18 protein-coding genes are annotated in these 21,985 nt (G+C 65.7%); 4 read left to right on the top strand and 14 right to left on the bottom strand.

The features are described 5' to 3' along the window. Positions 1-4: 4 nt before the first annotated feature. The 10 genes from B5D62_RS09690 to B5D62_RS09645 all read right to left on the bottom strand — a co-directional run bounded on the left by B5D62_RS09690 (position 5) and on the right by B5D62_RS09645 (position 11,296). Entirely contained in the window at positions 5-1,000 is a 996-nt protein-coding gene (locus B5D62_RS09690; RefSeq protein ID WP_139373823.1) for a YncE family protein, read from the bottom strand. A 251-nt stretch (positions 1,001-1,251) separates the two neighbouring features. Next, entirely contained in the window at positions 1,252-1,860 is a 609-nt protein-coding gene (locus B5D62_RS09685; protein ID WP_085933681.1) for a glucose-6-phosphate isomerase family protein, read from the bottom strand. Positions 1,861-1,943: 83 nt separating this feature from the next. After that, positions 1,944-3,599, bottom strand: coding sequence for an amidase (locus B5D62_RS09680; protein ID WP_085933680.1), 1,656 nt, complete (start codon positions 3,597-3,599; stop codon positions 1,944-1,946). A gap of 135 nt (positions 3,600-3,734) precedes the next feature. Then, on the bottom strand, positions 3,735-4,577 hold the full coding sequence (locus B5D62_RS09675) for a helix-turn-helix domain-containing protein (RefSeq protein ID WP_085933679.1): 843 nt from the start codon (positions 4,575-4,577) through the stop codon (positions 3,735-3,737). A 30-nt stretch (positions 4,578-4,607) separates the two neighbouring features. Next, positions 4,608-6,242 (bottom strand): sulfite reductase subunit alpha, encoded by a 1,635-nt coding sequence (locus tag B5D62_RS09670; RefSeq protein WP_085933678.1) that lies wholly within the window; start codon positions 6,240-6,242, stop codon positions 4,608-4,610. A 67-nt stretch (positions 6,243-6,309) separates the two neighbouring features. Then, the gene (locus tag B5D62_RS09665) at positions 6,310-7,071 is read right to left on the bottom strand and encodes a DJ-1/PfpI family protein (protein ID WP_085933677.1); all 762 of its coding nucleotides are present in this window, start codon (positions 7,069-7,071) and stop codon (positions 6,310-6,312) included. A 16-nt stretch (positions 7,072-7,087) separates the two neighbouring features. Further along, positions 7,088-8,404, bottom strand: coding sequence for an aspartate aminotransferase family protein (locus B5D62_RS09660; protein ID WP_085933676.1), 1,317 nt, complete (start codon positions 8,402-8,404; stop codon positions 7,088-7,090). 9 nt (positions 8,405-8,413) lie between these two features. Further along, entirely contained in the window at positions 8,414-9,460 is a 1,047-nt protein-coding gene (locus B5D62_RS09655) for a phosphotriesterase family protein (protein ID WP_218191019.1), read from the bottom strand. Then, on the bottom strand, positions 9,457-10,092 hold the full coding sequence (locus B5D62_RS09650; RefSeq protein ID WP_085933675.1) for a DJ-1/PfpI family protein: 636 nt from the start codon (positions 10,090-10,092) through the stop codon (positions 9,457-9,459). The genes B5D62_RS09655 and B5D62_RS09650 overlap by 4 nt, the downstream gene beginning before the upstream one ends. A 4-nt stretch (positions 10,093-10,096) precedes the next feature. Continuing rightward, positions 10,097-11,296: an ABC transporter substrate-binding protein gene (locus B5D62_RS09645; protein ID WP_085933674.1), complete on the bottom strand. Its 1,200-nt coding sequence runs from the start codon at positions 11,294-11,296 to the stop codon at positions 10,097-10,099. A gap of 83 nt (positions 11,297-11,379) precedes the next feature. On the opposite strand from B5D62_RS09645, the gene B5D62_RS09640 reads away from it, so the two are divergent. From B5D62_RS09640 to B5D62_RS09630, 3 genes are all read left to right on the top strand, one after another. Beyond that, a complete protein-coding gene (locus B5D62_RS09640; protein ID WP_085933673.1) occupies positions 11,380-12,153 on the top strand; it encodes a TetR family transcriptional regulator in 774 nt (257 codons plus the stop codon). A gap of 174 nt (positions 12,154-12,327) precedes the next feature. Further along, positions 12,328-13,503 carry an efflux RND transporter periplasmic adaptor subunit gene (locus tag B5D62_RS09635; protein WP_085933672.1) on the top strand — a complete coding sequence of 392 codons (1,176 nt, stop codon included), beginning with the start codon at positions 12,328-12,330 and terminating at the stop codon, positions 13,501-13,503. Between the two features lie 5 nt (positions 13,504-13,508). Next, a complete protein-coding gene (locus tag B5D62_RS09630) occupies positions 13,509-16,664 on the top strand; it encodes an efflux RND transporter permease subunit (protein ID WP_085933671.1) in 3,156 nt (1,051 codons plus the stop codon). Between the two features lie 300 nt (positions 16,665-16,964). Here the strand turns inward: B5D62_RS09630 and fabF are convergent, their stop codons facing one another. From fabF to coaD, 3 genes are all read right to left on the bottom strand, one after another. Next, complete coding sequence (fabF, locus tag B5D62_RS09625) at positions 16,965-18,233, bottom strand: beta-ketoacyl-ACP synthase II (protein ID WP_085933670.1); 1,269 nt, start codon at positions 18,231-18,233, stop codon at positions 16,965-16,967. Between the two features lie 82 nt (positions 18,234-18,315). Beyond that, positions 18,316-18,738 carry a MarR family winged helix-turn-helix transcriptional regulator gene (locus B5D62_RS09620; RefSeq protein WP_170920861.1) on the bottom strand — a complete coding sequence of 141 codons (423 nt, stop codon included), beginning with the start codon at positions 18,736-18,738 and terminating at the stop codon, positions 18,316-18,318. A gap of 175 nt (positions 18,739-18,913) precedes the next feature. Beyond that, positions 18,914-19,465: a pantetheine-phosphate adenylyltransferase gene (gene coaD / locus B5D62_RS09615; protein ID WP_170920859.1), complete on the bottom strand. Its 552-nt coding sequence runs from the start codon at positions 19,463-19,465 to the stop codon at positions 18,914-18,916. 157 nt (positions 19,466-19,622) lie between these two features. Here coaD and B5D62_RS09610 point away from each other — a divergent pair, with 157 nt between their 5' ends. Next, positions 19,623-20,594 (top strand): DapH/DapD/GlmU-related protein, encoded by a 972-nt coding sequence (locus B5D62_RS09610; RefSeq protein ID WP_085933667.1) that lies wholly within the window; start codon positions 19,623-19,625, stop codon positions 20,592-20,594. Positions 20,595-20,652: 58 nt separating this feature from the next. Here B5D62_RS09610 and B5D62_RS09605 read toward each other — a convergent pair whose 3' ends face one another. Further along, on the bottom strand, positions 20,653-21,645 hold the full coding sequence (locus tag B5D62_RS09605; protein ID WP_170920858.1) for a tripartite tricarboxylate transporter substrate-binding protein: 993 nt from the start codon (positions 21,643-21,645) through the stop codon (positions 20,653-20,655). Positions 21,646-21,985 lie beyond the last annotated feature (340 nt).

Raw genomic sequence — 21,985 nt, 5'->3', positions numbered from 1 at the left:
GCCGCTATTTCGGGCTGGGCTCGATCGAGGCCGAGCGCAGCTTGTTCGGTACGGCGGCGGGGTCGGTCTTCAGGATGATCAGGCCGTGCGGCGACTTGCCGACGCGCACGCTGCCGATCATCTTCATCTCGGCGATGTCGATGATCGCGATGCGGCGCAGGAAGCGCTGCGTCACCCACAGCTCCTTGCCATCGGGCGTGATGTCCATGTCGTCGGGGCCGCCGGGGACCTTGATGCTGGCCACGACCTTCATCTCCTGCGTGTCGATCAGGGACACCGTGCTGCCGACGCGGTTACTGAGGAAATAGTAGCGGTTGTCCTTGACGCGGAAATTGTGAGCCGCCTTGCCGGTCGGCAGGCGACCGATGACCGAACCGTCCTTGGGATCGACGGTCAGGACCGATTCCTCTCCCGTCAGCGCCACCAGGAGCCGCTTGTCGTCGGGCAGCATGACGATGCCGGCCGGCGCCTTGCCGACCTCGACATTCCACTTGATGGTCTGGGTCGCCAGGTCGAGGGCCGCGACGCGGCCGCTTTCCTGCAGCGTGACGAATGTCGTGCGCGAGGCGGCGTCGAAGGCGATGTGGCTCGGGATGCTGTCGAGGAAAATCCGGCCCGCCAGCTTGTAGCCGTCGGTCTGGTAGATATCGACATGGTCGAGCCGGTTGGCGGCGGTGACCATCCACTTGCCGTCGGGGCTGAAACCCAACTGGTAGGGGTCGATGATGTCGCGCACCACATAGCGGCGCTCGAGCGTGCGCGTGTCGAGCGCCACCAGCTCGTTGGTGAAGGTGGACGCCAGCAGCACTTCCTTGCCGTTCGGCGTAAGGATCAGGTGGTGCGGCTCGCGCCCGAGCGGCAGGCGCTGCACCTCCATGCGCGTGGCCCGGTCGAGAATGCTGTACGAGGCATCCTCGGAGTTGAGAACGATGATCGACTCGGCCTGGGCGGTAGTAACGCTTGCGCTGAGCGCCAGAAGGGCGAAGGCGAATTTCTTCATTCAGAACTGGCGGGGCGATGGGCCGACGTTGAATACCTTTGTGCGCCGCAAACCAGCACCGACTTCGAGCGGGGCTCCCAGCCGATTGCCTGATCTCTGGCGCTCGGGCATGGGGCCAGAGAACCGCCCGGCGCGCAATGGGCTAAGAGCCCGAAGAGGGGCGGCGTGACCGATTTGTCGTCCACTGAAGCATTCCGGACACGCCCCTTGCCGCACGCCGGGATAATCGTTCTGAGCCGCAGGCGCGTACGTCAGCTTTCGCGTTTGAGCGGGTAGTCGGCGGCGGCAATGATGCGAATATCCGGCGCCCTGCGATAGAGCGGGTTGGGGACGAGCCTCGGCTTCCCCGCCTCGTCGACGACATAATAAGCGAAGCCCCGCATCCGCCTGACCGGCTCGTAGTCGGCATGGCCGGGCAGGGAGACGCCATCGCTTTCGCCGAAATCCACCGGCGAATCGTCGGCCGTGACGAAGAAGGTCGGGCCGACATTCACCACGAGATGCCCCCATCCCGGCGGCATGTACAGCGCATCACCCGGCCGTACATGCACGGCATAGGCATCTTCGATCTCGTCGTCGATCGGGCCGTCAGCGCCCTCGGCCCGCTTCTGGATAATGGCCACACCTTCGCCCTGCAGCGTCCAATAGACTTCGTCGAGTGCGCCGACGTGGTAATGGCCGTAGGTCTTGATGTACTCGGCTCCCACCGTTCCGGGCTGCCAGACGGTAATGTTGCGCGCGCCCGAGCCGCCGCGGATCATGTGGTAGTGGATCGCCGGTCCCGGAGCATCCGGATGCATGAGGACCTCGCGCATCTTTTCATGGCTTCGGCCCGCATGCTGCTGCGCTGAGTGATCCATGGCGTTCTCCCTTTTTTCGGGAGAAACACTACCATGGATTGTGATCCGTTGGAGTAGGCACACAGACGGTTCGTTGGCCTCGATTAGCGACGAGAGACCTGACCGGTCATGAGGGCCGGCGTCGTCGCCGGCAGCTTGCGATGCTGCGTGGCCTGCTCGAAGGCGTATCCCATGCCGAGCAACTTGGCCTCGGTAAATGGTAATCCCATGAGTTCGATGCCGACGGGCAGGCCTTCAACGAAACCCGCAGGCAGACTAAGGGCCGGGAAGCCGGCGGTGGCGGCAAGCTTCTCCTGATCGAACGGATCGGACACACCGATCTTGCTCGCCGGCTGCTGCATGCTGGGATAGGCCAAGGCGTCGAAGTGATTGTCGACCATGTAACGGACAAGGAGCCGCTTGTACTTTTCCGCCGCGGCAAGGGCATCCTTGTAGTCAGCCTCGCTGACCGACGACTCGTCGGCCCTTGTAGTTGCGTCGGTATCGGAAGCATTGATCTCGCCTGAATAAACCAGGAGGTCGGCGCGAGTGATCCTGTCCGATGGCGGGGCCAGTGCGGCGAGGCCTGCATTGGCGCCGACCGTGGTCCCGAAGTAGGCGTTCAGCGCTTTCGGGATTTCGTAGGAGATGATCTTGCGCCCGATCGTGCCATAGACCTGCATCATGTCGGCAGGCAGCGTCGCCTCGACGATGGTGGCGCCCTGGCGTTCCATCTCGGCGAGGGCAGAGCGAACGGCTTCGCTTGTGGCGACCTGTGCCGGCGTTCCGGAGGCGAAGAGAGCGCCGATGACGCCCAAGCGCTTCCCGCGCAGGAAGCCCACGTCGAGAAAACGACCATAGCCTCCCGCGGGCACCGCGGCATCCTTTGCGCTCACCGGATCTTTGCGGTCGGGGCGCACAGTGGCATCCAACACCAGCGCAATATCGCGGACCGACAGGGCGATAGGACCAAGCGTGTCGTACGTCCATGTCAGTCGTTGAAGACCATTGGCGCTGGTCAGTCCAATGGTTGGGCGCAGGCCGACGAGATTGGTCAGCGAGGCGGGAATGCGGATCGAGCCGAAGGTATCTTCGGCGATCGAGATGGGTGCGAAGCCTGCAGCAACCGCGGCTGCAGCGCCGCCGCTGCTGAAGCCGGGATGACGCGACTGGTCATAGGGGTTGCGGGTATCGCCTCCGAACGATCCGGCGCCGCGGCCGTCGACTCCGAGGACATTCGTCTTGCCGAGGACGATTGCGCCTGCTTCTCGCAGCAGGCGGATTTGAGTGGCATCTTCGGCGGGGACAAAATTGCGAAGCGCTTCGAGCGATCCGGTGGTCGGCAATCCTCTCACGTCGACGACGTCCTTGACCAGAATCGGGATGCCGTGAAGGGGACCGCGTTGCTTGCCCTGGGCTTTCTCCTCGTCGCGTTGGCGGGCTTCGGCCAAGGCGTTGGCATTGAGATTGGAAATCGCATTGATGCCAAGCTGATCGCCGTAGGCGAATTCGTAGGCGGCGATTCGCTGAAGGTAAGAGATCACGAGCCCGACCGAAGTCGTCTCGCCGCGCGTCAGCATCTGCTGAAGGGCGGTGGCATCGAGACCGTATATGTCTGGGGGTGCCGCCGTTGATCCCGGCGATGCCTCGGCGCCAGTGAAAAGGACGGTGGCGGTTACCGCGCTTCCGCACGCCAGGAGGGAACGGCGATCTATCATCGCCGGCCCTTTGACCGAACTGCGCTTTGAACAGGTTGTCATGATGCCCCTACTTTTGAGCCCGACGGATGAACGCCGTGACGCTAGAGGGCTGAGGGAATGCCAACCAGTTCTCGGCTCATCGTATGATCAGGACTCACTGGGTCGTCCGGTGGCATGCCTGGACGGGGCGCCGCTCTATGTTGGTCGCCGGCAAAAGGCGGCGAGAGCCAAGGCGTCGGTCTCGCTCTCCGCACGCTGCAGGACAATCGTCAGACTGGATTCGCTGATCCTCAGGAATGCTTGGGACAGACGGATCATGCTGTCACCCAGGCGGATGGTGAATTCGATTTGGCTGGCGGCGTCCATGCTCTGACAGATCCACCAGTCGGCGAGGTCTGGCGTCGATCGTTCGAGTTCGAGGTAGATCTCGTCGACGCGTGCAACGGCGCGATGAGCGGCGGTCTGCGCCCGAAAACGTGGAAGATGCTGGCGCAGCACGGTCCGGTGCTCCGTGCCGAGCCGCGTACCCACGGCGCCGGATGCTGCAAGCGCGATCATGAAGTTCGGTTGCGCACGCGGATCTTGCCAGATGACCTCGTAGCTCTGGTTCCACGCAACGATATCGAACCACCGATCCAGCACGAATGCTGGTCCGTGGCGCCAATCCTCGACAATGAAGCGTGCGTGCTCTCTCGAAGCGGGCGATGCTTGGCAGTCAGTACCATTACCGGTTTCCGTGCCGCGCGGCGCGTAGCCACCGAGCTCGAGCATATAGCGGAAGGAGCCGTGGCCGAGGCGCAGCGCACGGCCGATTGCCTCCAATACCTGTTTCGAGGCCTGGACCCGCCCTTGCTCCAGCCACGTGTACCAGGCAACGCCGACACCCGCGAGGGCAGCGACTTCTTCCCGCCTCAAGCCCGGTGTCCGGCGCGTACGGGATGGCGCAATGCCTACCGTTTCCGGAGCGAGATGGGTTCGGTGAGCGCGCAGGAAGGTTCCGAGAAGACGCGCTCCGTCAGGCTGTGCATTGGCCAGCATCACCGCTTTGGACGCAACGAGAATCGAGTTTCAATATACGTCAGCCTGGTAGCGGCCGCACTTCTTCAAGTCGGCAACGAAAGCCTTGGCCTGGGGCTCGCCCATCTGTCCGTGCTCGGCGGCAATGGAGACCATCGCCTTCTCGACATCGGCGGCCATGCGCTTGGCATCGCCGCACACGTAGAAGTGGGCGCCGCGCTGCAGCCATGCCCACAGTTCGGGGCCTTCCTCCCGCATGCGGTCCTGCACATAGGTCTTGGGCATGTTGGTGTCGCGCGACCAGGCCAGGGACAGTCGCGTCAGCGCCTTTGAGCTCTGCAGGCCCGCGAATTCCTCTTCGTAGAAGAAGTCGCAGTGCCGGCGCTGATGACCGAAGAACAGCCAGGCCTCACCCGGCGCCTTCATCGCCAGCCGCTCGTGCAGGAAGGCGCGGAAGGGGGCGACGCCGGTGCCGGGACCGACCATAATGATCGGTGTTGCCGAATCGGCCGGCAGGGCGAAGTTGTGCGCGCGCTGGACGTACACCTTGAGCGCAGTGCCGGGTGCAATGCTACTCGACAGGAAGGTCGAGGCCACGCCCAGCCGCATGCGACCTTCGCCTTCGATCTCGTAGCGCACATGGTCGACAGTGAGGGTGAGCCGGTTGGGATCGACCTTGGGCGAGGAGGAGATGGAATAGAGTCGGGGCTGCAGCCCCTCCAGGCACTCGACGAACGCCTCGGGATCGGGACGGATGCCGGGAAACTTGCGGACCGCCGCCAGCACGTCGAGCGTGGCCGCGTCGCCATCCGGATCGTCGCCCTGGGCCAGCGCCTTGGCCTTCGCCTTGCGCTCGCCCCCGACCATGTAGGAGATCAGTTCGAACAGCATGTCGGGTGCCGGGCCGAGCGACATGTCTTCCGTCAGGACTTCCGCCAGCGTCTTGCCGGCGATCGGGAAATCGGCCGGCGCATTGATCGCCTCGATGACTGCCGAGACGAGGGCCGGATCGTTTCGGGGATAGACCCCGAAACTGTCGCCGACCGTATAGTCCAGGCCAGAGCCGGCCAGATCGAACTCGATGTGCCAGGTCGACTTTTCGGAGGCGCCCTTGTTCAGAAGGGTGCGTGACAGGAACCGCGCCTCGACCGGCATCTCGCGCGAGTAGCCGCGCATCGCGGGCGACTTGGAGGCGAGCCGGCTGGCGGCCTTCGCTTCTGCCTTGGCTTTCTCCTCATCCGGGTCGGTGGCCCCGCCGCCCATCTCCTCGATGAGCTTCTTGAGCATGCGCGCCGTTTCCTTGCCGCCCGGCACGCACAGGTTCAGCCGTTCCTCGGCTTGCTGCGAAATCTCGTTGGCATAGGTCTCGCAGGTGTAGCCGCACTGACCGCAATCCTGCTGGGCCATCGCCGCCATCATCCGCCGCGGCAGGGGCCGGTCCTTGGCCATCTCCATGCGCTCGGCGAGGGTAATCGTCGGATCGTGCCAGGGCGCCTCGTCGTCGTCGGCCTCCGCCCTCGGGGCCGACCCAGCCGCATCGGGGGCGGCCGCGGGCAGTACCGACAGATAGCCGGCAAGGAAGCCGTTCAGCCAGGCGCGCTGGTCCTCGTCAAAGGGCGCGTCACTGGGAATGTAGGAGATGAAATCCGGCTGGGCAGGCGCCGGGGGCCTGTCGATCACGGTCATGCCGGTCTGGCAGCACGAATCGTGCCAGCCGGGGGCGTCGTGGGCTGAATCCCGCCGGATGGCCTCGTTATTTGTATGCCCGCGCCGCCTTAAGGGCTTCCGCGGCAAAGGGGGCGAACATGGTGCGCATATCGGCAGTCACGTCGGCCGGCGCCTTGGCCGGCGTACCGGCATCGAACGGCGGATGGGGATCGTATTCGGCCACCAGCTGGACGCGCTGCGCGTACCCTGCATCACGCAGCAATCCCACCAGAGTTAGCCCGAAGTCGAGTCCGGCCGAAACGCCGGCGCCCGTGACCCGATTGCGATCGATCACGACGCGCGAATCGACGGGCTGGGCTCCGAACTCGGAGAGGATGTCACGTGCCACCCAATGCGAGGTCGCGCGGTAGCCGCGCAGCAGGCCGGCCGCCCCCAGGATCAGGGAGCCGGTGCACACGCTGGTCACATAGCGTGCCGACGCGCCCTGTCGGGCCACGAACTCCCGGGTCGCCTCATCCTGCAGGGCCGCGAGCGTGCCCTTGGTGCCGCCGGGCACGAACAGCACGTCCAGCCCCGGAGCGATATCGCCGAAGGTCGCGCTCGGTACGATCGTGACACCGGTATCGGTGATCACGGGATCGGATGTCTTCGCCACGAGGTCGATCTTCTCCGGCATCAGTCCGCAGAGCATGTTGTGCGGTCCGAACAGATCGAGGGCGGTGAAGCCTGGATAGATGAGCAGGGCAATGCGTTCCTTGCCGCGCGCGGGCGCCGGCGTGGCCTGCGCGGAGGCACCGGCCGCGGCGGCGGCGAGAACGGCAGCAGTCAGTACTCGGCGGGTCATCATGGTCGCTCCGTTGGCCTTATCCGGGAAGCACGGGCCGGCGTTCGGCCAGGAAGTCCTGCCAGGCGTCGACGAAGGCCGTGCACTCCTCCTCGCTCACCATCAGGTTGAGCGCGATCATGCCGCGCCGCGCCAGATAGAAGCCGCGATGCAGCATATCGAGGAAGAACAGCTCCAGCGCCGTCTTGTCGGCGGCCGCGAGATCGGCCGGCGAGGCGATGGGGCCGGCAATGCCGAAATGCACGCAGGCCATCGAGCCCAGCCCGGTCCATTGCGCCGTTATGCCAGCTGCATTGGCCGCCGCATTGAGGCGCGCACGCAAGGCCTCGCCGCGCGCGAACAAGGCGTCTGCCGCCGCCGGGGTGAAGGCTTCCGAGAGGCCGGCATATCCCGCCGCCATGCTGAGGACGTTGTTGTTGAACGTGCCGCCATGGGGCAGGGCGTCCGGCCGACGCGGATCGTAGAGCGCCATCAGGTCTCGGTTGCCGCCGAACGCCCCGAAGCTCATGCCGCCGCCGATATACTTGCCGAGCGTGGTCATGTCGGGAGCGATGCCCAGCATCGCTTGCCGTCCGCCGGCCGACATGCGGCTGGTCATCACCTCGTCGAAGATCAGGACTGCACCGACACGGCTCGCCGCCTCGCGCACCGCGCCGAGGAACGCCGGCGTGGCGGGAATGCAGCCGCCGGCGCCGAGCATCGGCTCGACGAGAATGCAGGCGAGTTCCGGCCCATGTGCCTCGATCAGCGCCACGGTTCCTTCGACGTCGTTGTAGCGTCCCAGCAGGTAATCGTGCGGGGCGTTCACGGGCGAACCGCCGCCGCCGAAATACATCAGCCCGCCATGGTAGCCGCCGTTCATCACCATGACGCGCTTCCGTCCGGTCGCCGCCTTTGCGGTCGCCACGGCCATCAGGTTCGCCTCGGTCCCGGAATTGGTGAATCGCACAAGCTCGATCGATGGAAAGCGGGCGCAGACCAGTTGCGCCAACCGCGCTTCGGCGATGCCGTGCCCGCCGAGATTGAGGCCGCGCGCCAGCGCCGCCTCCACTGCTGCACGGATCGCCGGGTGGGAGTGGCCATAGAGGGCGGCCGAATACTCGCCGATCATGTCGATGTAGGCGTGCCCGTCGACATCGCGCACCCGTCCACCCTGCCCGGACTCCAGCGCCAGCGGAAACGGGCCGTGGAACAGCGTCGTGCGGGTGTTGCCGCCCGGCATGGCGTTGCAGGCCTCGAGATGAACGGCCTGGCTCCGCGGATTGGCGCGCTCGTAGCGCGCGTGGGCCTCGGAGAGCGTGTCATCGAGACTGGCGTTGGGAAGCGTGATGGACATGGCGCAGCCTCAGACGAAGGTGAGCAAGCGGGCCGGATTGCGACGGGTGATGGCGGCAATCTCGTCCTCGGAGAAGCCGCGGCGCGCCATCATCGGGACGACGTTGGCGAAGATGTGCCCGTACCCGTGGCCGCCGAAGCAGCTGAGGCGGGTACGGTAACAGATGTCGTGGCTGATCACGATGCGGTCGAGATGCCCGCGGGCGATCAGGGCGCGGATCAGGCGAAGCCGCACGGCATCGTTCGGCATGTCGATATCGGCCAGCGGATAGAACGACTGCTCCTGACCGAACAGGTCGAACTCGATCACCACGCCGCAGTCGGCCAGCCGCAACAGCCGCGCCTCGTCGAAGATGGTGCGGTCGATATGGCTGACGATGACGCGCGTCGGATCGGCGCCGGCGGCGCGCACGAAATCCGCCACCTCCTGCGGCTGGTCGGGATCGCGGCCTGGATGCACGTTCACGGCCGCGCCGGTCTCGGCCATCGCCAGCAGGGCGCCCTGCATCACGCGTTTCTCCAGGTCGGTCCATGGCGCCTGGCAACCGATCTCGCCGATGATGCCGGCGCGCACGTCGGTGTTCCAGGCACCGATCTGGATCTGGTCGATCATCTCGGCGGCGAAACTGTCGGCATCGCGTGTCCGGTTCGCCTCGGGCTGGTACTCGTCCACGTAATGGCCGCAGCCCATCACGATGTGCACGCCGGTGGTCCGTGCCAGGGACGCCAGCCCGTTGGGCCGCGGATCGAGGCCGCCCGAAGAGAGTTCCACGACCGTGCGCCCGCCAGCGCGGGCCATCTGCCTCAACTCGTCCGCGGCCGTCGCCTCACAGGTGAGGAGAAGGTTGGCAGGCGCCTTGCGCTGCCCATAGTTGATGGCGAAGCAGTTGCAGAGCGTGATCTCCGGACCCTGATCGGGATCGGCGCGCATGGTCGGCGTGCGGATGTCCCACAGCAGATGTTCGTGCATCAGCGTCGGGCCCAGAACGGCGGGATCGAGCGGCCCCAGCACGGTTTGTGCGCGCCCGCGCAGCGCCTCCCTCGACAGTCTGGTCACGGCAGCCTGCGGACGTAGGTCGGCGCTTGCGACCCGCGATGCGCATCGCCGTAGGTTTTGCCCTCGGGATAATACTCGGCATTGAACTGGACCGTGCCGGCCGTGGCGTCACCGTCTTCGGCGGCGATGAAGGCCAGCAGCAGGTCGATACCGGCCGACACGCCGGCGCTGGTCCAGATCGCGCCGTCGCGCACCCAACGTTCCTGCCGCACGGTGATGCCGTCCATCGCCGCCAGCCGGTCGAGCGCTTTCCAGTGCGTGGTCGCCGTCCGGTTTCGCAGCAGGCCGGCGGCGGCGAGGATGAAGGCGCCGGTGCAGACCGAGAGCACGGCGCGCGCCGTCGCCGCGCGCTCGCGCACGAAGCGGACAACCTCCGGATCCTGCGCTGCGTCGAAGGCGGAGAAGCCGCCGGGGATCAGCAGATAATCGAGAGAGGGACAATCGTCGAACCCGACATCGGCAGAGACGGCGAGGCCCTTGGCGCAGCGGATCGGTCCGGCCGTGGCCGCGACGGTCAGGCACTGCGGTCCGCCGGCATAGGCGTTCCACATGGTCGCCATTTCCCACGGACCGATCAGGTCGAGTTCCCCGAAGGCGGGAAACATCAGGAAGCCGAAGCGACGTTGCGTCATGGCGTCAGCCTCCCGCCATCGTGCAGCCATTGCCGGCGATGGGCCGATAGAGCTTGTCGCCCGGCACCGTCGCCAGCACCTCCATGACGTCGAGCGGATCGTCCTTGGGAGGATGCGCGCGCAGGATCAGGGACGGGTTCATGACGCGACCGTCGGCGCGGATGGCGACCCCGTGATTGTTGAAGTCCTCGACCGGCATTTCCTTCATGCGGGCGACGACGGCCTTGGGATCGTCGGAGCCGACGGACTGCACGGCTTTGAGATAATGCAAGGTCGCGGAGTAGGCGTAGGCGATCAGCATGTGCGGCACCTTTCCCGGACGCTGCGCCATCCAGCGCCGCGACCAGGCACGGGTGGCCTCGTTGGCGTTCCAGTAGAAGCTCTCCGAGCCGATCAGGCCGGCCGAGGCTTCCGGACCGAGGGCGACCACGTCGGTGGCGAGCGCGATCATCGCGGCCAGGCGTTGGCCGCCGCGCGTCAACCCGAACTCGTTGGCCTGCTTCACCACGTTGATGAGGTCGGCGCCAGCGACGGCGAGCCCGATCGTCTTGGCGCCCGACGACTGCGCCTGCATCAGGAAGGACGACCAGTCGGCGGTGTTGAGCGGCACCTTCACGCTGCCCAGTACCTTGCCCCCTGAGGCGTTGACGACCGCTGTCGTGTCGCGTTCCAGCGCGTGGCCGAACGCGTAATCGGTGGTGATGAAGAACCAGCTGCCGCCGCCTTGTGACAGGTAGCTGCCGGTCGATTGCGCCGCCGAATAGGTGTCGTAGGCCCATTGTGTCGTGTAGGGCGTGCAGAGCTTGCCGTAGAAGTCGGGATTGCCGGCCCCGACGATCATGAACGGGCGCCCCCGCTCGCGCGCGACGGTGAGGATGGCGGCGGCGACGGCGGAGTTGCCGCCGCCGATCACGGCCGAAACGCCTTCCGCATCAAACCAGCGACGGACCGCCGTCGCGCCGATATCGGGCTTGTTCTGATCGTTGGCGACCACGACCTCGATCGGCCGGCCGAGCACCTTGCCGCCGAAATCTTCCACCGCCATGCGCGCCGCGATCGCCTGTCCGGGGCCGGTGACGTCCTGATAGACGCCCGACTGATCGTTCACGACGCCGATGCGGAACGGCGTCTGCGCCGAAGTCGATGTCGCGGCCGCGACACCGGCCAGAAGGGTGATTACGGCGTTGACTAGACGGACGCGCATGGCCTCATTCCCCGGCAGTCTGCATTGGATCGATCGTGTTATTGTCCAGTGTACAGGAATCTTGTTCAGTGTACAGGAGAACAATGTCGAAACCCAAATCCCGGCGTGGCGACCTGACGCGTGACCAGATCGTCACGGCGGCGTTGGCCTGTCTCGACCGCAGCGGTCTCGAGGCGTTCAGCCTGCGCGAGGTCGCGCGCGAACTCGGGGTTTTCCCGACCGCCCTTTACTGGCATGTGCCGGGGGGGCGGAACGTGCTGCTGGCGGAGATCGCCGCGCGTGTCCTCGACGGCGTGACGCCGAGCTGCAGTCCCGACGTGTCGTGGGACGATTGGCTGCTCGATCTGTTCGAGCGCTACCGGGTCGCCGTGCGGGCTCATCCGAATGCCGCGCCCCTGCTGGGCGCGCGCCTGGTTTCCAATAGCGGCGTGCAGGCGGAGATGGTCGACGGCATCCTGTGGGCTCTCGAACGCGCCGGCTACGAGGGGGCGGCCATCGTCGATGCCTATAACGCCGTCGTCGCCGGCATGGTGGGCTTCGTCACGATCGAGCTGGCGCCGGCACCCGACGAGGACACCGCAGCCTGGCAAGCCATGCAGCGCGATCGCGTCGCCGGCATCGACAAAGAGTCCCATCCAGCCCTGGTGCGGCATGCCGAGCTGCTGGGCCGGGACGCCTTCATCCTGCGCTGGGAGGACGGCCGGGCGCGGCCGATGGACCGCAGCTATCGCGCCTTTGCGGCCTATCTGATCGCCGGACTCAAGGCGGGGCACGCAACGCCGCCGCCGCACAGTCCTTCCGCGAAGAAGGGGACGGCGCGCGGGAAGGCCTCTTCATCGGCTTCATCGGGTCGGTGAAGATATAACAGTCACGTTATGTGAATCAGGTCCGGCTTTCGCTGTCCTGCACTAACGCGATTCGCGTGCACCTCAGAATTATTTGCTTTTCCGATTTGTGGACTCGGGTAATGGTGCGTCGAGCGGGGAAACCGGCCGGCGCGTACATGCGGGCGGCATTCGACGAGGGATGTGATGCGTTCCATCGCCCGCCTGAAGGTGCGTTCGCCCGGCCTCAGGATATTCGCCGCCGTCGTGCTCGTTGTCGTTGCCGGAGCGGCCTGGTTTCTGATGCGGGGAGGCGAAAAGGTTGCGCCGCCCGCTGCCGCTCAAACCACGGCACCGGCGGTCGGGGTTCGGCCCGCCGGCCTCAAGGGCGTGAGCCAGGCGTTCGAGTTCGTCGGTCGCGTCAAGGCGGTAGAGAAGGTGGAGGTCCGCGCCCGGGTCGAAGGCTTCCTGGAGAAGGTCCTGTTCCGCGAAGGCCAGGACGTGAAGGCGGGCGATCTGCTCTACCAGATCGAGAAAGTGCAGTTCCAGGCGCAGGTCCAGCAGGCGGAGGCCAATCTGGCCGCGGCCGAGGCGGAACAGACCAACGCCCAGCTCCAGTACAGCCGTCAGCTCGATCTCTCCAAGCGCCAGTACAGCCCGCAATCGACCGTCGACCAGAACAAGGCCGCGCTCGATACTTCCAAGGCCAAGATCATGCAGGCCGAGGCCGCGCTCACGCAGGCCAAGGTCAATCTCGACTACACCGACATCCGCGCGCCGATCGACGGCCGCATCGGCCGCACCGCCTATACGGTCGGGAACCTCGTCAATCCCTCGACCGGCATCCTGGCGACCATCGTCAGCCAGGATCCCGTCTATGTGCTGTTCCCGGTGAGCGTGCGCGATCTCGAGACCATCCGCGCCGCCCGCCAGCGCGACGGCGGGCTGTCCAAGATCGACATCCGGCTGCGGCTGTCCAGCGGCGAGGACTATACCGAGCGCGGCACCTGGAACTTCACCGATCCGCAGGTCGACCAGCTGACCGACACGCTGATCATGCGCGCGACCATGCCCAACCCGCATCGCGTCCTGTCGGACGGGCAGTTCGTCACCGCCATCATCCGCGAGCGGCGTGAGAGTCCGCGCCTGGTGATCCCGCAGGCGGCGCTGCAGGTCGACCAATCCGGCTACTACGCGCTGATCGTCGACGGCCAGCATCGGGTCGAGCAGCGGCGTCTCAAGACCGGGCCCAATCTCGATACCGATGTCGTGGTCACCTCCGGCCTCAACGAGGGCGACAAGGTGATCGTCGACGGCATCCAGAAGGTCCGGCCCGGCCAGACCGTACAGGAGACGATGCTGCCTGCCCCGGTCGGGGGCTGAGCACCATGATCTCGGACATCTTCATCGACCGGCCGCGGCTGGCCTTCGTCGTCTCCATCGTCATCACCCTTGCCGGCCTGATCTCGATCTTCAGCATTCCGGTGGCGCAGTTCCCCGACATCGTGCCGCCGCAGGTATCGCTCACGACGCTCTATCCCGGCGCCGATGCCGAGACTGTCGAGTCGACGGTGGCGCAGCCCATCGAGCAGCAGATCACCGGCGTCGACAATGCGATCTATTACCAGTCCACGAGCGGCGCCGACGGCAGCTATTCGCTGAACGTCACCTTCGCCCTCGGCACCGATCCCGACATCAACACGGTGAACGTCCAGAACCGGGCCCAGCTCGCCACCCCGCTGCTGCCGCAGGAGGTGCAGCGCCAGGGCCTCGTGATCCGCAAGAAGTCGGCGGCGCTGCTGCAGATCATCACGATCTACTCGCCGCACAACAGCCATGACGCGCTCTATCTGAACAACTACGCCACCATCAACATCCTCGATCCGCTGTCGCGCGTACGCGGCGTCGGACAGGCGACGCTGTTCGGCGCGCTCGACTATTCGCTCCGGCTGTGGCTCGACCCCGATCGGCTGACCGCCTTCGGGCTAGCGCCGTCCGATATCGTGACGGCGGTGCAGAACCAGAACGTGCAGGCGGCGCTCGGGCGCATCGGCGCGGCCCCGACGCCGGCATCGCAGCAGCTGCAGCTCACCATCAAGACGCAGGGCCGGCTGACCAAGGCCGAGGAATTCGGCAACATCATCGTGCGCGCCAACCGCGACGGTTCGATCGTGCGCGTGAAGGACGTGGCGCGCACTGATCTCGGGGCCAAGTCGCAGGAGCGCTACAGCCGCTTCAATGGCGCGGAAGCGGCCGCGATCGGCATCTATCAGTCGCCGGGCGCCAATGCCGTCGAGGTGGCGCAGCATGTGCGCGACGTGATGGAGGATCTCAAGCAGCGATTCCCCGACGACCTGGCCTACACCGTATTCTGGGATTCGACCGTCTTCGTCACCTCGACCATCCAGGAGGTGGTGAACACGCTGATGATCGCCTTCGTCCTCGTGGCCCTGGTCGTGTTCCTGTTCCTGGGCAAGCTGCGATCGACCTTGATCCCGCTGGTCGCGGTGCCGGTCTCGATCGTCGGCACCTTCGCCGTGATGCTGCTGATCGGCTATTCGGCCAATACCGTGTCGCTGCTGGCGTTGGTGCTGGCCATCGGTATCGTCGTCGACGATGCCATCGTGGTGATCGAGAATGTCGAGCGTGTGATCGAGGAGGAGCCGGATCTCACGGTGCCGCAGGCGACCAAGAAGGCGATGGCGGAGATCACCGCACCGATCATCGCCATCACGCTGGTCCTGCTGTCGGTGTTCGTGCCGGTGGCCTTCATTCCCGGCATCAGTGGCCAGCTCTTCCGCCAGTTCGCCGTCGCGGTGTCGACGGCCATGATCATCTCGGCCATCAATGCGCTGACGCTCAGCCCGGCCCTGTGCTCGGTACTGCTCAAGCGCGGCACACCGAATCGCGGCATCATGCGCGTGGTGATGGGCGGCATCGATCGGGTCCGCGACGGCTATGTCGCGATCGTCCGTCGGCTGGTCCGCGTGGCCGTGTTCGGCGTCGTCGCCGTGGTGATCGTGGCCGGCGCCGCGCTCGGCCTGTTCCGGTCGACGCCGCAGAGCTTCCTGCCGGCGGAGGACCAGGGCGCGTTCTTTGCCGCCGTGCGATTGCCCGAAGGCGCCTCGCTCAATCGCACCCAGGAGATCGTGGCCCAGGTCGAAGGCATGATCCGCCCCATCCCGGGCGTGCAGGGCGTGCTGTCGGTGGTCGGCCTCAACTTCATCGACTACGTCGTGTCGTCCAACAGCGCCTTCTTCGTGGTGCGGCTGAAGCCCTACGAGGAGCGCACCGCGGCCGCGGAAAAGGTCGATGCCATCATCGCCGATCTCCGGCCGAAGCTGGCGGCGCTCCAGGGCGCCATCGTGTTCCCCTTCAACCTGCCGCCGATCCTGGGGTTGGGCAGCACGGGCGGCTTCCAGTACGTGCTCGAGGCGCTGCAGGGCCAGTCTCCGACCGACATTGCGGCGGTGATGCGCGGGCTGCTGGTGGCGGCCAACCAGCAACCGGAGCTGGCCGGTGTCTTCAGTACCTTCGCCGCCGATACACCGCAGGTCTATCTCGACATCGATCGCGACAAGGCGCAGGTGCTGGGCGTGAAGGTGAGCGACGTCTTCAATGCGCTGCAATCGACGCTGGGCGGCTTCTACGTCAACGACTTCAATCTGTTCGGCCGCACCTGGCAGGTGAACATCGAAGCGGAAGGCCGGTTCCGCGACGCCATCGACGATATCTATCGCGTCTATGTGCGCAACAGCGCCGGCGCCATGGTGCCGATCCGGGCGGTGGCCCAGGCGCGGCTGGTGCAGGGGCCGCAGGTGATGATTCGCTACAACGGCTTCCGCGCCGCCGTCATCAACGGCGCGCCCAAACCCGGCTACAGCTCGGGCCAGGCGCTGGCGGCCATGGAACGCATCTCCAAGCAGACCTTGCCGCCGGGATATGCCTTCGAATGGACCGCCACCGCCCTGCAGGAGAAGGCGGCGAGCGGCCAGACTGGCATCGTGCTCGGCCTGGCCGTGTTGTTCGCCTACCTGTTCCTGGTGGCGTTGTACGAGAGCTGGAACATCCCGATCCCGGTACTGCTGTCGGTCAGCGTCGCCGTGCTGGGGGCGATCGGTTTCGTCGCCTGGCTCGGCCTCGCCTTCGACGTCTATGCCCAGATCGGTCTCGTCGTGCTGGTGGCGCTGGCGGCCAAGAACGGCATCCTGATCGTCGAGTTCGCGGTCGAGCAGAGACGGCACGGCGCCTCGATCCTCGATGCGGCCATCGAAGGCGCGCGATTGCGTTTCCGTCCCGTCGTGATGACGAGCTTCGCCTTCATCCTGGGACTGGCGCCGCTGGTCGTGGCGGAAGGAGCGGGGGCGGCCAGCCGTCGCGCCGTCGGCTCGCCGGTCTTCGGCGGCATGATCGCCGCCGCCCTGTTCGGCATCTTCGTGATCCCGATGCTCTACGTCGTGTTCCAATGGCTGCGCGAACGATTCGCCCGCCCGGCACAGGAACCGGCCCCGAAGGCACCGCCGATCGAGCAATCCGGCAACTGACCTCAATGGAGCGCGGGCCACTACGCGCGGATACCTCCGCGCTTATGCGGCGCGCATGATCCGATGCGCCACTTCAGCGCGGAGGTATCCGCGCGAAGTGGCGCGCTCCAATGAGTGTGACCCCTGTCATCGTAGGACAGCCGCCGACGGACTCTTTGCCGTTGCCCCGAGCGGAGCCGATCCATGGCTTCGCTCAAGGGAGCGCGCCACTCCAGTGGCGCTCATGATCCGATGCGACGCTCCGCGGTCATTGTCGTGGTGATAGTCTTGCCCGTTGGAAGATGGCAGGACAGGCGCATCTCACGGGTATCGGCTGAACACCAGCGCGGCGTTCACGCCGCCGAAGCCGAAGGCATTGGATAGCGCGTGGTCGATCTCGGCCGGACGCGCGCCCTCGGAGATCAGGTTGAATCCCTCCGCTTCCGGCATCGGCTGCTCGATGTTGAGGCTGGGCGGAAGCATCTGGTCGCGAAGGGCGAGGATCGAGAACACTGCTTCGATCGCGCCGGCGGCGCCCAGCATGTGTCCGGTGGCCGATTTCGTCGATCCGACCGGCCGGCCGCCGCCGCCGGGACCGAAGACCTTTTCCAGCGCGGCGAGTTCCGCCGCGTCTCCGACCGCTGTCGAGGTCGCATGGGCGTTGACGTAGCCGATCGCGCCGGGCTCGAGACCGGCCGAGGCCAGCGCGATTTCCATCGCGCGCGCGGCCTCGCGGCCGTCGGCCCATCCCGCGGTGATGTGATGGGCGTCGGTCGTGGTGCCGTAACCGGAGATGACGGCAAGCGGATGCGCGCCGCGCCGCTCGGCGTGGCTCACCCGTTCGATCACCAGCATCGCCGCCCCTTCGGACAGGACGAATCCGTCATGACCGGCGTCGAACGGACGCGAGGCGCGCCAGGGCTCGTCGTTGAAGTCGAAGGACAGTGCCTTGGCGGCGGTGAAGCCACCGATGGCGACCGGATCGACGCAGGCTTCCGCGCCACCGCAAAGGGCGATGTCGACCTCGCCGGCGCGGATCATGCGCAGGGCGTCGCCGATGGCCTGGGCCGAGGCGGCGCACGCCGTGACCGGCGCGCCCGAGGGACCATGGAAGCCGAAGCGGATGGAGACCTGGCCGGCGGCAAGGTTCGGCAGGAAGGACGGCACGATGAACGGCGACAGGCGACGGACACCCGCCGTGCGGATCGTCTCGTTGGCCCCGGTGATCGCGGGGACGCCACCGACGCCGGTCCCGATCACGGTGGCGGTTCGCATCCGCTCTTCCGTGCTTTCGGGGTGCCAGCTCGCTTGACCGAGCGCTTCCTGCGCGGCGGCCATGGCGTAGTGGATGAAGAGATCGGTCTTGCGCAGCTCGCGAGGATTCATGGCGGCCTCGGGATTGAAGCCTTCGGGATCTTCCGCCTGCCCGGGGACGAGGCCCGCGATCCGGCACTTCCATCCATCCGTGTCGAAACGGGTGTTGGCGCGGATGCCGCTTTGCCCGGCGATCAATCTGCGCCAGTTCGTGGCGACGCCGGCCCCGAGAGGGGACACCGCGCCAAGGCCCGTGACGACAATAGGTTCATGCATCGCAACCTCATCTGTGCAATTACACTGTGCATATACACTATAACGGCCGAAGACAATCACCTCTCTCCGTCATTCGCATTCATCACTCCTGCGCGAAGTGCTTGGCGAGCTTGAGGTAAGTGGCCTCGTCCTTGCCGGAAAGGCCTTTGCGGAGGGCCGAGTTCGCCTGCTCCCATTCCGGCAGAAGACGATCCAGCAGCCGGTCGCCTTGTCCCGTCAGCTCGCACAGGCGGACATTTCCGACCGTTCCCGAGGCGCGACGGACCAGACCCTTGCGCTCGAGGAGATCGAGATTGCGGGTAAGGCTCGTCCGATCCAGCAGGACCCGTTGCGCCAGCGCCGCGACCGGCTCGCCGGGATGAAAGCGAATGGCGGCGAGAAGGGCGAACTGCTGAACCGTGACACCGAACGGCTTCAGCTGGGCATCATGACGCCGCAGCAATGTCCGCGCCGCCGCGACAGTATTCAGGATGAGGCATTTGGACAGGTCGTCCGGTAGCTTCATGGCGTGCATATCCTTCGCCGGCCAGATCGATGCAGGCCTGTCTTACCCGCGCCATGCAGGATGTGCCAATCGCGATCTTCCCGGCGGCGCGCGATATCGAGAAGCGGCGACGGAATGGACGGCCGGCGCGATCCTATGGCATCCGACTGGAGTTTGATGTCGCAGTCGAGGCTGCTCATCCGCGACGAGCGGCGAATGCCGTCTCGACGCTGGGCATGACCAGCCAGCCAATGCTTTCGCCCATAGCGTCCAGCTCCTTGGCAGTGCTCGATGAGACGTGGAGGAATTGGGTCGCGCAAATAAAATGGACCATGGGGATCGAGGCATCGATACGCTCGGCCACGCCGTGAAGATTGAACTCCTCGTTGAAATCGCTGGCCTCGCGGAGTCCCCGCACGATGTGGGTCGCGTTGATCTTGCGGGCGTAGGCTATCAGGCTCTGATTTGTAAATTCACCGACCTCCAGGGCGCCGTCGAACAGCAATCCGCCGGTGGCCATGGCGTCACTGGTCGGAAGTGCCTCGGGCCACTGCTCTACGATTGACCGCATAATCAGCCGCTGGCCTTCCGCTACGCTGAAGGTGCGCTGCTTCTTGACGTTTGTTCCGATTGCGACGTGAACAGCATCGAAGGTCATCAGTGCCTTGCCGATGATGTCGAGATGTCCGCGCGTGATGGGATCGAACGATCCCGCGTACAGCGCTTTGGTCTTGCCGGTTTTGCGCATGTGAATTGCCAACCTCCGCCCGCCGACAGAACCCGACCTTGCCGCATGATGGACGGGAGGCACAACCACCACGCACCAGACAGAGAGTCCGGAAGTTGCCATCTCTACGAGAACTCGCGTATGGCCTACGGGCAGGATCGTAGCGCGGGGAATTCAAATGGCGATGGAGCTGAAGGGCGCGAGAGGCGAGGGATTTGCGACGATTGGCGCCGATGGTCGCGTGCTGGATTCCTGGTTTCTTCGGCTCGGCCTGGTGGCGGGTGCAGGCAAGACGATAACGGTGCGGCTGGCGGGCGACGAGATCAAAGGATCGCTGGGTGAGTCGGCAGACGGGTATGCGCGGCACGACGATATCCGCGATGTCGACATCGTTGCTATTCGTACGGAAATCGGCTCCCTTGCCTCTGCGCCGGCCGATGTGCACGACGCCTATCTTCGGCTCCATCTCCTGAGCCACCGCCTCGTCCCGCCCAATGGCCTGAACCTCGAGGGCATTTTCGGTCTGTTGCCGAACGTTGCCTGGACGACACTCGGTCCCTGTGAAGGCTCTCGTGTGCCGGAAGCGCGACTCATTGCACGAAAGCGCGGCCTTGGATTTGAGGTGACAGGCATCGATAAGTTTCCACGCATGACGGATTACGTGGCGCCCGCGGACGTGAGAATTGCCGATGCGGATCGCGTAAGGCTCGGAGCCTACCTGGCTCCCGGCACAACCGTCATGCACGAAGGCTTTTGCAATTTTAACGCGGGGACGATCGGTCCCTGCATGGTCGAAGGCCGGATAAGCGCCGGTGTGGTTGTGGGAAGCGGCAGCGACATCGGTGGCGGGGCGTCGATCATGGGCACTCTGTCCGGGGGCGGCAAAGAGCGGATTACAGTTGGCGAGCGCTGCCTGATCGGAGCCAACGCCGGCATCGGCATTTCATTGGGCGACGATTGTATCGTTGAAGCGGGCTGTTACGTCACGGCGGGCGCGCGCATCCTGTTGGAAGACGGCCGCGTGCTGAAAGCCAAGGAACTCTCGGGCCAGAAGGGCCTTCTTTTCCGCCGCAACTCCCAGAGCGGCGCTCTCGAGGCAACCAGACGGACCCGAAATTGGGACGGCCTCAACGCGCAACTTCACGGCTAGGCCGTCTGCTCGAAGAAGCCGTCGGCGACAATGGCGGTACGCCAGCGATGTGCGCACCTTAATTCTTCATCTTGATGCCGACGGCCCTCATGCGTTGCGTCCAGGCCTCGATGTTGGCCGCCAGGCGCGCTGCGGCTTCGGCCAGGGTGCAGGTTTCGACGTCGCAGCCAAGCTGGGCCAGCGCGGCCATGACTTCCTTGTCGAGGAGCACGGCCTCGAGCTGGCGATTCCATTCCGCGATGATCTCAGGCGGCGAGGCCGACGAGGCGAAGAAGCCATACCAGTCCTGCAGCTCGAGGCCGGGATAGCCCAGTTCCTTGAGGGTCGGGATATCGCGCAGCACCCAGGCCCGCCTGGCGCCGGAGGTGGCCAGGATCTTCACCTCGCCACCGAAATTGTGCTCCAACACCGTGGTCACGCTGCCGATGCCGGCCGGTACGCTGCCTTCGGCCAGGGCCTCGACCAGCGGGGCCGCTCCTTGATGGGGAATGATCTGGTACGAGACGTCGAGCGCGCGGCCGATCATCAGCGCATAGGTCTGGAGATAGAGATCCGTGGCCGTCGTCCCCAGACGGGCTCGCTCCTTCGGCTCCGCTTTCACCCAGGCGACGTAATCGGCGAAGGTCTTGATGCCGGTCCGCGGCGCCACGGCAAAGGCGATCTGGAACGGACCAGCCGTCGTCAACGGCACCAGCTTGCTTTGCGAGTCGAAGGGAAAGGGAGAGCCGGTCGGTGTCGTCGGCAGCGTCGTCGACGGCATGAAGGCGACGATCAGCCCTTGCCCGAGATCACGCTTGAAAAGATCGCCGGCTGCGATGTCCGCTCCGCTGGGCTTGTTTTGAACCGAAACCCGTCGCCCGATGCGGCGCTCCAGTTGCGGCGCGATGACCCGCGCCATCAGTTCCGATCCGCCGCCGGCGGCAAAGCCGACCAGGATGCGCAGCGACTTGTCGGGAAGGCGGGACTGGCTGCGGCCCCCGAAGGGAAGGCTCGAGACGGCGGCGCTCAGGATACCCGCGATCAGCGGACGACGGCGAGGGAGTCTGTTCATTCGGGGCGCAGCATTCCATGCCTCCGCGCGCGACGCCAGTTCCCGCGCAGCGCCCGTTCCGGAGATGGCGACCATAATAGGGGGGCCGACGGGGCGCGCTTATGATCGGCGCGGAATTCCCAGCCGTTGCGTGTGCGTCGTGTTTCTTCTTCTTTTCCTCGCGGATCTCTTTTCCGTCGCTGCGGTCGGTGGCGTTGTCGGATCGCCGTTTCAGGAATGCACGCGCCCGCTCGCGAGGCTCGCGAGCCTCGCGAGGAATCGGTCGAAAGCTTGCTGCTACGCCATTTCAGGTGATTCCTCGCGAGCGCTTTTTTTGCGCGAGGACAGCGAGGGGGAGGGG

Origin of the sequence: Enhydrobacter aerosaccus (assembly GCF_900167455.1) — a bacterium.
In the GTDB taxonomy this organism is placed as follows: domain Bacteria; phylum Pseudomonadota; class Alphaproteobacteria; order Reyranellales; family Reyranellaceae; genus Reyranella; species Reyranella aerosaccus.
Note: the sequence above shows the minus strand (reverse complement) of the source record. Positions and strands in the feature narration are given on the sequence as shown.

Excerpts from the sequence above, each read along its gene's own strand:
- B5D62_RS09640 (WP_085933673.1), top strand. The coding sequence starts at position 11,380 with ATGTCGAAACCCAAATCCCGGCGTGGCGACCTGACGCGTGACCAGATC.
- B5D62_RS09685 (WP_085933681.1), bottom strand. The coding sequence starts at position 1,860 with ATGGATCACTCAGCGCAGCAGCATGCGGGCCGAAGCCATGAAAAGATG.
- B5D62_RS09645 (WP_085933674.1), bottom strand. The coding sequence starts at position 11,296 with ATGCGCGTCCGTCTAGTCAACGCCGTAATCACCCTTCTGGCCGGTGTC.
- coaD (WP_170920859.1), bottom strand. The coding sequence starts at position 19,465 with ATGCGCAAAACCGGCAAGACCAAAGCGCTGTACGCGGGATCGTTCGAT.
- B5D62_RS09630 (WP_085933671.1), top strand. The coding sequence starts at position 13,509 with ATGATCTCGGACATCTTCATCGACCGGCCGCGGCTGGCCTTCGTCGTC.
- B5D62_RS09690 (WP_139373823.1), bottom strand. The coding sequence starts at position 1,000 with ATGAAGAAATTCGCCTTCGCCCTTCTGGCGCTCAGCGCAAGCGTTACT.
- B5D62_RS09605 (WP_170920858.1), bottom strand. The coding sequence starts at position 21,645 with ATGAACAGACTCCCTCGCCGTCGTCCGCTGATCGCGGGTATCCTGAGC.
- B5D62_RS09635 (WP_085933672.1), top strand. The coding sequence starts at position 12,328 with ATGCGTTCCATCGCCCGCCTGAAGGTGCGTTCGCCCGGCCTCAGGATA.
- B5D62_RS09665 (WP_085933677.1), bottom strand. The coding sequence starts at position 7,071 with ATGATGACCCGCCGAGTACTGACTGCTGCCGTTCTCGCCGCCGCCGCG.
- B5D62_RS09650 (WP_085933675.1), bottom strand. The coding sequence starts at position 10,092 with ATGACGCAACGTCGCTTCGGCTTCCTGATGTTTCCCGCCTTCGGGGAA.
- B5D62_RS09620 (WP_170920861.1), bottom strand. The coding sequence starts at position 18,738 with ATGAAGCTACCGGACGACCTGTCCAAATGCCTCATCCTGAATACTGTC.
- B5D62_RS09675 (WP_085933679.1), bottom strand. The coding sequence starts at position 4,577 with ATGCTGGCCAATGCACAGCCTGACGGAGCGCGTCTTCTCGGAACCTTC.
- B5D62_RS09610 (WP_085933667.1), top strand. The coding sequence starts at position 19,623 with ATGGCGATGGAGCTGAAGGGCGCGAGAGGCGAGGGATTTGCGACGATT.
- B5D62_RS09660 (WP_085933676.1), bottom strand. The coding sequence starts at position 8,404 with ATGTCCATCACGCTTCCCAACGCCAGTCTCGATGACACGCTCTCCGAG.
- B5D62_RS09680 (WP_085933680.1), bottom strand. The coding sequence starts at position 3,599 with ATGACAACCTGTTCAAAGCGCAGTTCGGTCAAAGGGCCGGCGATGATA.
- B5D62_RS09670 (WP_085933678.1), bottom strand. The coding sequence starts at position 6,242 with ATGACCGTGATCGACAGGCCCCCGGCGCCTGCCCAGCCGGATTTCATC.
- fabF (WP_085933670.1), bottom strand. The coding sequence starts at position 18,233 with ATGCATGAACCTATTGTCGTCACGGGCCTTGGCGCGGTGTCCCCTCTC.